11 protein-coding genes and 2 pseudogenes are annotated in these 13,395 nt (G+C 62.6%); 8 read left to right on the forward strand and 5 right to left on the reverse strand.

All coding sequences use genetic code 11. From position 1 onward, the window contains the following. The coding region (locus ACVWYO_RS22990) for a PAS domain-containing protein (protein WP_457355183.1) at positions 1-301 on the reverse strand (301 nt) is incomplete at its 3' end. 236 nt (positions 302-537) lie between these two features. Here ACVWYO_RS22990 and ACVWYO_RS22995 point away from each other — a divergent pair. After that, the gene (locus ACVWYO_RS22995; protein WP_457355185.1) at positions 538-1,158 is read left to right on the forward strand and encodes a hydrolase; all 621 of its coding nucleotides are present in this window, start codon (positions 538-540) and stop codon (positions 1,156-1,158) included. Positions 1,159-1,221: 63 nt separating this feature from the next. After that, positions 1,222-1,819 (forward strand): annotated as a pseudogene (gene wrbA / locus ACVWYO_RS23000) (NAD(P)H:quinone oxidoreductase). Between the two features lie 600 nt (positions 1,820-2,419). On the opposite strand, the gene ACVWYO_RS23005 reads toward wrbA, so the two are convergent. Then, complete coding sequence (locus ACVWYO_RS23005; protein ID WP_457348794.1) at positions 2,420-3,613, reverse strand: IS91 family transposase; 1,194 nt, start codon at positions 3,611-3,613, stop codon at positions 2,420-2,422. Between the two features lie 7 nt (positions 3,614-3,620). Then, on the reverse strand, positions 3,621-4,526 hold the full coding sequence (locus ACVWYO_RS23010; protein WP_457348793.1) for a tyrosine-type recombinase/integrase: 906 nt from the start codon (positions 4,524-4,526) through the stop codon (positions 3,621-3,623). Here ACVWYO_RS23010 and ACVWYO_RS23015 point away from each other — a divergent pair. Then, entirely contained in the window at positions 4,525-4,788 is a 264-nt protein-coding gene (locus ACVWYO_RS23015) for a hypothetical protein (RefSeq protein WP_457355187.1), read from the forward strand. The two genes, ACVWYO_RS23010 and ACVWYO_RS23015, sit on opposite strands and share 2 nt — an antisense overlap. Here ACVWYO_RS23015 and ACVWYO_RS23020 read toward each other — a convergent pair. Continuing rightward, positions 4,781-5,452, reverse strand: a complete 672-nt coding sequence (locus ACVWYO_RS23020) for a GntR family transcriptional regulator (protein WP_457355189.1) — start codon at positions 5,450-5,452, stop codon at positions 4,781-4,783. The two genes, ACVWYO_RS23015 and ACVWYO_RS23020, sit on opposite strands and share 8 nt — an antisense overlap. A 142-nt stretch (positions 5,453-5,594) precedes the next feature. On the opposite strand from ACVWYO_RS23020, the gene ACVWYO_RS23025 reads away from it, so the two are divergent. From ACVWYO_RS23025 to ACVWYO_RS23045, 5 genes are all read left to right on the forward strand, one after another. Beyond that, positions 5,595-6,905 (forward strand): MFS transporter, encoded by a 1,311-nt coding sequence (locus tag ACVWYO_RS23025; RefSeq protein WP_457355191.1) that lies wholly within the window; start codon positions 5,595-5,597, stop codon positions 6,903-6,905. A gap of 19 nt (positions 6,906-6,924) precedes the next feature. Next, on the forward strand, positions 6,925-8,127 hold the full coding sequence (manD, locus tag ACVWYO_RS23030) for a D-mannonate dehydratase ManD (RefSeq protein WP_457355193.1): 1,203 nt from the start codon (positions 6,925-6,927) through the stop codon (positions 8,125-8,127). Positions 8,128-8,413: 286 nt separating this feature from the next. Next, positions 8,414-10,759, forward strand: a complete 2,346-nt coding sequence (locus ACVWYO_RS23035; protein ID WP_457355195.1) for a TonB-dependent receptor — start codon at positions 8,414-8,416, stop codon at positions 10,757-10,759. Between the two features lie 274 nt (positions 10,760-11,033). Then, positions 11,034-11,282, forward strand: coding sequence for a helix-turn-helix domain-containing protein (locus ACVWYO_RS23040; RefSeq protein ID WP_457355197.1), 249 nt, complete (start codon positions 11,034-11,036; stop codon positions 11,280-11,282). Next, a complete protein-coding gene (locus ACVWYO_RS23045) occupies positions 11,282-12,586 on the forward strand; it encodes a type II toxin-antitoxin system HipA family toxin (RefSeq protein ID WP_457355199.1) in 1,305 nt (434 codons plus the stop codon). Before ACVWYO_RS23040 ends, ACVWYO_RS23045 begins: the two co-directional genes overlap by 1 nt. Positions 12,587-12,688: 102 nt before the next feature. Here ACVWYO_RS23045 and ACVWYO_RS23050 read toward each other — a convergent pair. Further along, positions 12,689-12,916 (reverse strand): annotated as a pseudogene (locus ACVWYO_RS23050) (integrase); the annotation flags it as partial. Positions 12,917-13,395 lie beyond the last annotated feature (479 nt).

Here is a 13,395-nt window from a genome sequence, read left to right on the forward strand (position 1 = left end):
AACGCCTCTGGGTTTCCGGCGCCATCGAGATGAACGACATCCCGACGGTCCCGTCGATCGCTTCAGGCGAGATGCCGAGCAGATCGCCGGCCGCGCGATTGGCGCGGATGAAGCGCGAGTCCACACCTTCATGGATGTAGGCGATCGGTGCCTCGTCGAACAAATCGCGAAGCTCGCAGAGTTCCGCGGCGTCCGCCTCAGCAATGGCGAGGCGTGCCTTTAGAGCCGCGACCTCCTCCCGGGCGCTTGCCAGTGCCTGACGAAGCGCCACCGTCTCGGCGGAAGCCTCCTCTCGCAGCATCGGATCACTCCCTCCGGATCGGGTGACGACGAAAGCTCGCGCCGGCTATCCCGTCGAGTCCCGTGGCAGGTGCGCCCATCATAGCGCCGGAAGTGGCTGGCCGCACTCCATCAAAAGGATGACTTGCCGATCCATCGATCGGACAGACCCCGGACCCGTCCGCCGCCCGATGGTCGGCCCTGCGCATGCCACTAGGATCGACGCTATCGAGATGCCGCCTGAAGGAGCCGACTATCATGACATCGCCCTCAACCATTCGTGACCCGATCGCCGATCACATGCTGACCCCGCAGAACGCAGCCGTGCTGATCATCGATTTCCAGCCGGTCCAGGTGGGCTCGATCTCCACGATGAACAAGCGTGCGCTCGTGTCCAACGTGGTTGCAGTCGCCAAGACGGCCAAGCTCTACGGGCTGCCGGTCATCCTATCGACGGTCAATGTAGAGACAGGTCTCAACAAGCCAACGGCCATTCCGATCACAGACGCGCTGCCCGGCGTGATACCGATCGACCGGACCGCGATTAATGCCTGGGAGGATGAAGAGTTTGTCGCAGCGGTGATCGCCACTGGGCGCAAGAAGTTGATTATGATGGCGCTGTGGACCGAGGTTTGCTTGGTGTTCCCGGCGCTCGATGCGCTACACGCGGGCTTTGAAGTCTATCCTGTGGTCGATGCCATCGCCGGCACGTCTGAAGAGGCGCATCGCGCAGGTCTTCAGCGTGTCATCCAGGCTGGCGCGAAACCCATCAGCTGGATCCAGCTCGCATGCGAATTGCAGCGCGACTGGAACCGGGACGATACCGCCGACGGGTTCGCGCAGATCGTCTTTACCGAAGTCGGAGAATTCCGGGAGTAGCCGCAGCGGCGAGCGTTTCGGGCACGCACCTCAACCATTTCTCAAACCGCGAGCGATACGATCATGAGCAAAGTTCTTGTCCTCTATTATTCGAGCTATGGGCATATCGAAACGCTCGCCAATGCAATGGCAGAGGGCGCGCGCGGCAGGCGCGACAGTCGACGTCAGGCGCGTGCCCGAAACCGTTCCCGAAGAGGTAGCACGCGCATCCCATTTCAAGCTGTCGCAGTCCGCCTCGATCGCCTCGATCGCGGAACTGGAAGGCTATGACGCTATCATCATCTGCACCGGCACGCGCTTTGGCCGTATGTCATCGCAGATGGCGGCGTTTCTCGATCAGGCAGGTGGCCTCTGGGCGCGGGGTGCGCTCAACGGCAAAGTTGGCGGTGCCTTTACGGCCAGCGCAACCCAGCACGGCGGGCAAGAGCAGACGCTGTTTTCGATCATCACGAATATGCTACATTTTGGCATGACGATCGTCGGGCTGCCTTATAGCCATCAAGGCCAGATGAGCGTCGATGAGATAGTTGGCGGCGCTCCGTATGGCGCAACGACTGTAGCAGGTGGTGACGGTTTACGCATGCCTACCGAAATCGACCTCGCCGGCGCCCGACACCAAGGCGATCTGATCGCTAGGACAGCCGCCAAATTGTTCGACTGAGGCCGCGACCGTCGGACTCTGTCCAGCATACTCCGCACATCGTAAATCAAGCAGAACATTCCTTCGCGGACATAGGCCAGAACGCGCTAAAAACCATGAGGCAGGCCGACATTGGCGTTGGCAGAGCTCGCCGGGACAAGGTGTAGCGTCGGCTTCTGGCTAAAGCGGCTATTCTCACCGGACGCGGCGAACGACGGCTTGTCCCAAATTTCGCCATTTCATCCGCGCTGCAGGGCGATCGCCACCGATGAATGCGTGTCCGGCGCTGGGAAGCGCAAGAAGGGCGCTGAGCGTCCATGATTGTGAAGGAAATCGGATGCCGTGAGGCGTACGATATCCTCCAAAGCAGGAAGCCGCGGGCCACGTGTACTGGCTATGGGGATTTCGAGTTTGGCCCGGCTGTGCGGCGCGTGTGACGGCTGTCGAGGCGCGTATCGGCGGCCGAGATCATGGTCCCGAGGGGCAGTGTCCGGGGTGCATCTTGCCCATGATCGCAGGTTGAAGGTGCCGCTGATGCAGTCGGTGATGTTGCCAGCACGAGCGGCAGCATCGCCGGAACCGCAAGACCTGCGTGGCGGGATGAAGCTGAGCCATGCGGGGTCATGGCGTGGTCGTCCCGGTCGATGCGGTGCTCTGCGGCGGTGCGCGCGGCTGCCGCCAGCGTTCGAAGGTCTCTATGACGACCATGTGCCCGCCGCAGCATGGACATGGCGGTCGAACGTCTTCCGGCCCGGTCGGCGCATCGGTGATGGCCGGCGGTGCAACGCCAAGTAGCTCACGGATCCGCTCGAGCTGCCCCTTGCGGGTGGCACCGGCGAGCAGGCCGTAGTGACGGATGCGGTGGAAGCCTTTTGGCAGGACATGGAGCAGGAAGCGGCGGATGAACTCATCGGCCGCGAGCGTCATGGTCTGCTGGCGGTCGGCTCCGTCTCGGCGGTAATCCTTGTAGCGGAACGTCACGCCGGTCTCGTCGAAGCGCAGCAGCCGGCCGTTCGAGATCGCCACCCGGTGGGTGTAGCGCGACAGATAGGCGAGCACCGCCTCTGGTCCCGCGAACGGTGCTTTGGCGTAGACGACCCAGTTCTTCTTCCGGACCGGCGACAGGTGGCGCAGGAACGCACGCCGGTCGGCGAGATGGCCCATGCTTCCGAAGAAGCCGAGCCGCCCGGTGTCGCGCAGCGCCATCAGTCGGGTGAGGAACAGGCGGCGGAACAGCTTGCCGAGCACGCGCACCGGCAAGAGGAACGCCGGGCGCGACGACACCCAGCGGCTGCCGTCGGGCGACAGCCCGCCGCCCGGCACAATCATGTGGATGTGCGGGTGATGGGTCATCGCCGATCCCCACGTATGAAGGACAGCGGTGATGCCGATGCGTGCGCCAAGATGCTTGGGGTCGGCGGCGATGGTGGTCATCGTCTCGGACGCCGCCTGGAACAGCAGGCCGTATAGCGCGGCCTTGTTCTGGAGGGCGATATCGGCGACCTCGGCCGGCAGCGTGAACACGACATGGAAGTAACCGACCGGGAGCAGGTCGGCCTCACGCTCGGCCAGCCAGGCGCGCGCGGCGGCACCCTGGCACCGCGGGCAGTGTCGGTTGCGGCAGCTGTTATAGGCCACCCGCCAATGCCCGCAGTCGGTGCAGGCTTCGACGTGACCGCCCATGACGGCGGTACGGCAATGTTCGATCGCCGACATGACCTTCAGCTGGTGCAGGCTCAGGTGCCCCGCATGCGCCGTTCGATATGCGGGACCAGCGCCGCGAAAGATGTTGGCGACCTCGAGGGAGGTCCGCACGAGGGCGTCAACCGGGCGGCGTCTTGCCCTCCATGAGCGCCATCAGCCGGTCGAGCGGGCTGGTCACGGCGCGGATCGTGCGCGTTGCGACCTTGGTGTAGAGCGCGGTCGTCTCGAGCTTGCTGTGCCCGAGCAGCACCTGGATCACGCGGATATCGACGTCCTGTTCGAGCAGGTGAGTGGCGAAGCTGTGCCGCAGCGTGTGCGGGCTGACGCGCTTTCGAATCCCCGCCGCCTCGGCCGCCTCGCAGACCGCGCGGTGCAGTTGCCGGGTCGAGATCGGGTCGGTGTAGCTGCGCCCTGGAAAGAGCCAGCCGTGCGGCAGAAGGACACTGCGCCGCTTGCCTTCGCGCCACCACAGCCGCAGCAGCTCGAGCAGCTGCGGCGACAGCATGGCGTTACGATCCTTGCGGCCCTTGCCCTCCTCGATCCGGATCAGCATCCGCTTGCTGTCGATATCGTCGGCCTTGAGGTGCGCGACCTCCGACACGCGCAGGCCAGCGCCATAGGCCACGCCCAGCGCCGCCCGGTACTTGATGCCCGGTGCCGCCTCGAGCAGCCGTCCCACCTCATCGACGCTCAGCACGTCGGGCAGCTTCCTGGGACGACGCGCCAGCACCAGCCGCCGCGACAGGTCGGGTCGCTCGAGCGTCACGTCGAACAGGAAGCGCAGTGCCGATACCGAGCCGTTGATCGTGGACTCTCCGACACCCTGCTCGCGTTGGTGAAGCTGGAAGCGGCGCACATCCTCGGCGGTCGCGGTATCGGGCGAGCGCCCGAGGAAAGCCGCGAAGGCGCGGACGTGGCGGATATAATCATGCTGGGTCCGCGACCGCATCGCGCGCATCGCCATGTCGTCGAGCATCCGCTGACGCAGCGGGGTGACGGGTCGTTCGATCGGTACAATCGCCATGATCAAGTTCCTTTGGTTGAAGGAACTCCATCGTCTGCCGCCGCTGCCGCCGGGCCAAACCTCACCGCAAAGGCGCTACCTCACCACCAACACCAATGCCGCGCAGCGGCTTCGTGCTTTGGGGCAGATCGTTAGTCAGAGTATCGCGGCAGCCGCATCAAAGTGTGAACGAAGCAGCGAAAAGTTCTTTGCAGTTCTGAGGTGGGCACAAATGGTCCAAAATGCAGGCCGCGTCGACGCGCAGCTTCAGCGTGTCAGATAAACCTTTCCACGATTTTGAATTTCTGTAGCTTCTGCAGCGAGGAATAGACCTCCGACAGCATGGCACGCACCATATGCTCGGCCGCGACCGGGTCGCGGCTGATGATGATGTCGAGCAGGTCGAGATGCGCGGTGACGATGTCGGCGATCGAGCCTGCGGGGGCGACGTGCGTCTGGAACAGCCAGCCCGAGCGGCGGTAAAGCGTCTGTAGCGGCAGCAGCGTGTTGCCGAGCATCATCTCGCCTGACGCGGCCAGGATTACCGCGTTCAACTCGCTGTCGACGACGTTGAATTCGGCGAGCGTCATGCTGTCGCGACCGGCACGCAACGCCTCGGCGGCAGCGGAGAGTTGTGCGATATGCTCGGCATCAGCGCGCTGCGCGGCGAGCTTGCAGGCAATCGCCTCCATTTCGATTCGCACGGGCAGCAGAAGGCGTTCCTCATCCAAATCGAGCGGGGCGATGCGCAGGCCCGAGCGCGGCTGGACATGGACGAGCCGCGCGGTCGACAAGCGCTTGACCGCATCATGAACTGGCGTACGGCCGAATCCGGAAAGGCGTTCGAGTTCGCCGAGAGTTGTACGCGCACCCGGCGCGAGGTCTGTGGTAACGATCAGCGCTTCGAGGCGATCATAGGCCTGTTGAGATAAACTAACGATCTGCAACGCCGAATTCCCTACCGCTCCAGTCGCTTGGATACGATCCGGCCCGCCTTGTGGCGCATCCTAGCTTTACAGCCAAGCGCCGTGCTCCTATTCGAACTGAAATTTCAGAACAACGATAAGCGCAATAGGAGAGATTCGGGACATGGCAACGGCCACGCTGGCGACCCAGAAACCGGTAGGGCGGCGCCGTTGGATCATCGCGTCCTTGCTCGGCGTCGGAGTGATCGTCAATTATTTCGACCGTGTCATCCTGACCGTCACGGCGCCCGCGATCCAGAAGGATTTCGCGATCGACAGCCTTACCGTCGGGCTTTTGCTCGGCGCGTTCGGCTGGACCTATGGCTCGCTCCAGATCCCGGTCGGACTGCTGCTCGATCGCTACGGCGTGCGGCGCGTGATGACGATCAGCATCGTGCTCTGGGCGCTTGCCTCGTTCGTCACCAGCGCAGCGATCGGGATGGGCAGCCTGTTCATCGCGCGATTGCTGCTCGGCATCGCCGAGGCGCCGGCTTTCCCGGCCAATGCCAAGGCGATAGGATACTGGTTTCCGCGCGCCGAGCGCAGCTTTGCCACGGCCATGTTCGATGCCGCCGCCAAATTTTCCAACGTCATCGCCATTCCCGTGGTGGCACTGCTCGTTGTCACGCTCGGCTGGCGCGGAGCGTTCATCGCCACTGGCTTTCTTTCGCTGCTGTATTTCGTGGTCTTCCGCCGCATCTACCGCGAGCCCGGCGAGGACACTCGGCTGACCGGCGAGGAGCGAGCGTATATCGTTGCCGGCGGCGCCACCGCCGAAGGTGTCGCCAGCACCGGCGGTCTATCGCTGCTTGGCTATCTGCTGCGCCAGCGCAAGATCTGGGGTTTGAGCATCGGTTTTGCCTGTTACGGCTATGCCTTTGCCTTCTTCATCTTCTGGCTGCCCGGCTATCTCGTCCAGGAAATGAAGATGGATCTGCTGTCGTCGGCTGGGTTCACGATCGTGCCGTGGCTGTGCGCCACGGCGTCCGATCTGGTGGTCGGCGGCTGGCTGATCGACCATCTCGTCGGGCGCGGCTGGAACGAGACCAAGGTACGCAAGTCGATCATCGTCGCCGGTATGGTCACGGGTCTGTCGGTGTTCGGCGCGGGGATGACGCATGATCCCTATTGGGCGATCGGCTGGATCACGCTGTCGCTGAGCGGGCTTGCTGCCGCCGCACCAGCCAGTTGGTCGCTGCCGTCGCTGATCGCACCTCGCGGCGGGGCAGGGACCATCGGCGGAATCATGAACTTCATGAACAGCATCAGCGGCATCGTCGCACCTGCCGCGACCGGCCTGATCGTCGCCACGACGCATTCGTTCAGCGGCGCCTTCCTGCTTGCGGGCGGCGTCCTCGCGGTCGGCGTGTTCTTCTTCACCGTCGTGATGGGAAGCGTCGCGCCGATCCCGGAACCGACCTCCACAACCGTTTGACTTCAGGACCTAACTAACAATGAAAATTATCAACGCTCAAGTGTTCGTCTGTTCGCCCGGCCGCAATTTCGTCACGCTCAAGATCGAGACGGACGCTGGCATCACCGGGATCGGCGATGCGACCGTCAACGGGCGCGAACTTTCGGTCGCGTCCTATCTGACCGATCACCTCTGCCCGGCGCTGATTGGCCGCGATGCCAGCGCGATCGAGGACACTTGGCAGTATTTCTATCGGGGTGCGTACTGGCGTCGCGGGCCGATCGGCATGGCGGCGATCGCCGCGATCGACGTCGCGCTTTGGGATATCAAGGCCAAGGCCGCCAACATGCCGCTCTACCAGCTGCTAGGCGGCGCGAGCCGCGAGAAGATGCTGAGCTACAGCCACGCCGCAGGGGAGACGATCGAGGAAACAGCCGACAAGGTCGTCGAGCTGACAGAGCGAGGCTTCAAGGCCGTGCGCGTCCAGAGCGCTATCCCTGGTATGCCGATCACCTATGGCGTCGACAAGGTCGGCGTAGCCCCGCAGGCCTATAAGCGCCCGCGCGAGACCTTATGGGACACGCCGAAGTACCTGCGCCACATGCCGCGGCTCCTCAACCATGTTCGCAACGTTGTCGGCGAAGATCTGCACCTGCTTCACGACGCGCATCACCGCCTGACGCCGCAGGAGGCCGCACGGCTCGCCAAGTCGGTCGAAGAATTTGACCTGTTCTGGCTCGAGGATCTCGTCGCGGCGGAAAACCAGGAGGCGTTCCGCCTCATCCGGCAGCACAGCACGACGCCGCTCGCAGTGGGCGAGGTGTTCAACTCGATCCACGATTGCCGCACGCTGATCCAGGAAGGATTGATCGACTTCATCCGCACCACGCCGGTCCATGCCGGCGGGATCACGCATGTCCGCCGCATCGCCGATCTCGCCGGGCTGCACCATGTCCGCCTGGGCAGCCATGGTGCCGCCGACATGTCGCCGATTACGATGGGCGCGGCGCTGCATCTTGACCGCTGGGTGCCCAATTTCGGCATTCAGGAATATGCCTTCCATCCGCCCGAGGCGCAGGAGGTATTCCCGCAAGAATGGCGGCTCGAGGACGGCTATCTTCTGAGCGGAGAGAAACCCGGTCACGGTGTCGAGTTCAACGAAGAGCTGGCAGCACGCTATCCTTACAAGCGTGCCTATCTCGACGTGGCGCGACTGAACGACGGGACCTTGTGGCACTGGTAGGCCGCAACATTTCGATCTGAAATTTCAGATTGACAAGCGATCCCCAGTCAATAGACGGGACAGCGAAGACCGGCCCGAAGAGCCGGTCGCCACAGGAGATGGATCGACACCGCGACGACACCAACGCAGGCTTCATGCCATCCGCGTCGCGCGGGCAGGGGCTCGGCCCCTTGAGGTTGGCACCACCCATTTCTTCGCATTACCGCGCTGCCGGAATCGTTCACACGCGATCCCGGCGACCGGACCCTTGCGTCCAAAAACAGAAACTCCTGGAGAGGAACACGACATGATGACCCGCATTTCGATCGTCCGCGCCGGCTTCGCTGCAGCCTTGCTCGGCACCACCGGCCTTTCAAGCGTCGCCGTCGCGCAGACGCTGAATCCGAACCCCGCCGCCGGTGCGAAGGATCCCGTCATCGCCGCGCCCGAGACCAGCGGCGACATCATCGTCACCGGCACGCGCCGCGCCGAGCGGCTGCAGGACGTCGCGGTCGCGATCACCGCGGTCAGCGGCGAAGCGCTCGCCAAGTCGGGTTACACTTCGGCATCCGACCTGCAGTATGTCGTCCCCTCGCTCACCTTCAACAATTCGCAGGGCGCTGGCTTCTCGATCCGCGGCTTTGGCAGCCAGAGCTTCGACTATAACCTCGAAAAGTCGGTCTCGGTTGTGCTCGACGACGTCGTGCAGGGCCTGCCGCGCTCAATCGGCTTCAACACCTTCGCCGATGTCGAGCGCGTCGAAGTGCTCGAAGGGCCACAGGGCACGCTGTTCGGCAAGAACGCCTCGGCCGGCGTAGTGTTCGTCGTAACCGGCAAGCCGCAGATCGGTGTCACCAGCGTCAAGGGCTCGGTCCGCTACGGCACCGACAACGAGACGCAGGTCGAGAACACCGTGAACCTGCCGATCAGCGAGACGCTCGCAGCGCGCATTTCGGGGACTTATCAAAAGCGCGACGGCTACCTGTTCAACGCCTTCACCAAAACCAAGGAAGGCGGCTATCGCGACGTGGCGCTGCGAGGCAAGCTGCTTTGGCAGGCGACCCCGGACATCCAGGCGATCACCACCGCGGAATACTTCGACCATAAGGACGATGGCTACAACGTCATTGAAAACGTCCGCAGCCTGACCGCCTATGCGACCCCGCCAGCGGCGAACTCGCAGACCAACCTCGATTACGCGACTTTGTTTGCGCAGTACGGTTTCGCCGCGGGGACCGAGAACCAGACCTATCTCGCGAACAATCCGTGGTATGGCTATGTCGAGCAGAAGGGCATTTCCGAGAACATCACCGCCTCGCTCGGCGATTACACGCTGACCTCGATCACGGCGTACAAGGAACAGAAGAGCGGCAATTTCAACGATCCCGATTACACCGCGACCGATTTCTACACGCTCAACCGCAACCGGTTGAAGGCGAACCAGTTCTCGCAAGAAATTCGGCTCAACTCGCCCAAGGGCAAGACGTTCGATTACATCCTCGGGCTATTCTATTACCGGCAGGACGCCAGCGCGTTCGAGGCGCAGGCCGGCAAACGCAACCGTACCGATCTGCCTGCGCTGACCTACATCAATCCTGTTGGTTCGGGCTCGGCCTATGGCTCGCAGCAGCGCAGCTACGCGGCGTTCGGCGAGGGGAATCTGCACCTCTCCAACCAGCTCACGTTGATCGGCGGGTTCCGCCTGACGCATGACGATGTCCGGGGCGATTCTGCCCCGACCACCGACGAGCCCTACACCTATCTCGGCACCATTCCGCCGGCGGTTACGGGTTCCGCCAAGGCGACCGCGTTCACCGGCAAGGGAACGATCCAGTACAAGCCGACGCGCGACATCATGCTCTATGCTACCTATGCGCGTGGCTACAAGGCGCCGGCGATCGGTACCAGCCGCGGCGTGCTGCGCCCGGTCCAGCAGGAAAATGTCGACTCATTCGAGGCGGGCATCAAGTCGCAGTTCCTCAACCGGCGCCTGACGGTCAACCTGACCGGCTACATCACCAATTTCTACAACTTCCAGGCCAACACTTTCATCCTGCAGCCGAGCGGCGACTATCTCGGCTTGCTCGGCAACGCGCCAAAGGTCGAGGCGCGCGGGTTCGAACTCAGCACCAACTTCCGGGCAACGCGCGATCTCACGTTGAGCGCTAACGTGACCTATAACCACTCGCAATATAAGGGCTTCTTGGTCGGCTGCTACGCTGGCCAGCCGGTCAATGCAGCGGCAGGTCCGGGCTGCTACCAGCAGGGCGCGTCGACGATCAACGACGCGACCAACACCGACGTGATCCTCGCGCCGCGCGTCGTCTACAACCTCGGCGTCAATTACGAGCCGCGGCTGACCGAGACGCTGAAGATGTTCAGCAGCCTCAACTGGTCGCACCGTGCGAGCACGCTGAGCGTCGCGGGCGACCCCGGCACGCGGATGCCTGCGTACGGCCTGCTCAACGGCACGCTCGGCGTCGGTGCGATGGACGGGCGGATGCGGATCAGCGTCTATGGCCGCAACCTGGCCGACCAGCTGTTCATCGCGCGCCTGCGCCCGCTGCCGTTCGGCCCGACCGGCAGCTACCTGCAAACGGTGGCCGGCGAAGGCCGTCGCACGATCGGCGTGCGCCTGGATTACGCTTTCTAATCGCCAATGGTTTTGTTGCAAAACTGACGGCGGGATTCCCTGCGTGAATCCCCGCCAACAGTTTTGCAACAAAACCGATGTACTCTGTCAGGGTATAACCACTTTCCGGCAGGCGAGCCTTCGGAGAAGCAGTCTTTATTGTTGGCCGGCGGCTGTACTGGGTGCTGGTCTATACGCTATTCCGCATAAACTGATATAATACGGTTCTCCGTATTTGCTTGTAAAATACGAGAAAGCGCATATTTATGAATCATACGGAAATTCGTATGAGAGTATGATGCGCACAGTGATCCGATCAGCCCAAATCCTTGGCACCGCACTTCGGGAAGCGCGGCGCGCTGCTGAACTAACCCAGACGGACCTCGGTCAGAAGGTCGGCCTGCGCCAAGCAACGATTTCGAGCTTTGAAAATGGCGAGGGCGGGACGCTCGACTCCCTGTTCAAGGTCATGACCGAGCTGAAGCTGGAAATGCGGCTCGAGACGCGCTCGACGGCGCAGCCCGATCTGGACGACCTCTTCTGATGGCCAAGCGCCGCTCTTCGACGCTGGCCGTCCATCTTAACGGTCGTCTCCTCGGCTGGCTTAGCCGCGCCGCCAACGCGGCCATCGACTTTCGCTATTCCCCTGACTGGCTCGCTTGGGAGTTTGCGATCCCCGTTTCCTTGTCGCTGCCGCTTAGCGACCAGCGTTACACAGGCGCGCCCGTACTGGCCGTGTTCGACAATCTGCTGCCCGACAATGACAACATTCGCAGACGCATTGCCGAGCGAATTGGCGCCGATGGCACCGACGCTTACAGTCTCCTGTCCATCGTCGGGCGTGACTGCGTTGGCGCCCTTCAGTTCCTGGAGGCGGGTTACGAGCCAAAGCCCCTCAAAGTGGTCGAGGCCGAGCCGGTAAGCGACGACGAGATCGCCCACATTCTCGCAAACCTCGCCGCCGCGCCGCTGGGACTTGAGCTCGATGACGCTTTTCGTATCTCGATCGCCGGCGCACAGGAAAAGACTGCCCTCTTATGGTGGGAGGACCGCTGGCAAAAGCCCATCGGCACGACGCCCACCACCCACATCTTCAAACCTCAGATCGGGCAGCTCCCCAACGGCATCGACCTTTCGAACAGCGTCAAGAACGAGCACTTTTGTCTTACGTTGCTCGGCGAGCTGGGCCTCCCCGTCGCGCCGACCCGCATGGCGACCTTCGGAGATCGCCAAGTGCTGATCGTCGAGCGCTTCGATCGCCAGTATGGCAGAACAGGGCGCCTGCTCCGACGGCCGCAGGAAGATGTCTGTCAGGCGCTCTCGATTCCTCCCACCCGAAAATATGAGGATCATGGCGGTCCGGGTGTTGTCGCCATCATGAAGCTGCTTACCGCAAGCGACGTGCCCGACCAGGACCGCCGTAACTTTATGAAGACGATGATCGCCTTCTGGCTGCTCGGCGCGACCGACGGCCACGCCAAGAATTTCAGCATCTTTTTGACCCCGGGAGGGCGGTTCACCGCGACGCCGCTCTACGACGTCCTGTCGGTCGACCCGAGCCTCGCAGCGCACCAAGTCAATCAGAAGCAGGTGCGTCTCGCGATGGCGATTGGGGACAAACGTCGCTACCGCATCTCCGACATCGCGCCACGGCATTTCCTGCAGAGCGCTGTTCGCGCCAATTACGACGAGCGTGAGATGATGACGATCTTCGGCGAGCTTCGCGGTCAGGGCGAAGCGGCGCTGGAACGCGCCGCCGCTACCATGCCGAAGGATAGCGCGGACGCTGTCATCAGCCCGATCGCCGAGGCGTTCCTGTCGCGCCTGAGATTGATCGACCTTCTATAGCCGAAAGCTCGTCGGGAGCGAACCGTCGATCGAGATTAGCGGACACGTAGAGGAAGGCTCCCGGACTCACCAGCGTGCAATATGGTTTCGGCGAACGCCGGCCTACCCGATCTTTGCCATAAGCCTACCGGCTGCTCCCTGCTCGGCAGCTAGATTGCGATTATAGGCAAGCGGCATCCGGGGCGATTTCCAGCGCAGCGCATCCATGACGCCGGCAGGATCCTCACCGCTAGCAAACAGGTCCTGATTCAATCCGACCCGTGTAGAATGCGCGCTAATCCCCTTGAGTAGCCGAGCCAGATCGTCCGTTGTCAAATCGGACAGAGCGCCCCCAACCTAGACCCCTTCGCTATGGGCGTTGCGCATGCATGCGGTTGACCTCAACGCCTACAAATCCCGCCGAGCTAACCTGTGGATCGGCGCCCAAAGCGGGACCCCGGTAGATTGTCGCCAAGCTATTGATCATGCGTCGAATCTTTACCAAGGCAGGGGTCTGATCGGCGCCGATCGGGACCCCTTCATAGCCCATATTTCCCAAAGGATTATAGGTAGTTGCCTCGCTCGGAGCGGGGTCCCGCTTTGGGCGCCGATCCACACCTATGCTCACGACAACCCGCAAGCGACGGCTGACCGCCTGCTGCAATTCTGCAGACCGACGTCAGATATCGCCTAACACCGACCTGGTGACACGCACTCAGTGTGCTTCCGGTCATTGGCTGCGGCTAGGCGGTGACGGTATTCAAACTCTGACGGTAACGGAAACACCATGTTTACTGATGCGCTACGCCTTTTAGCGCTCCGTTTCATCC

The organism is Sphingomonas sp. UYP23 (genome assembly GCF_054059235.1).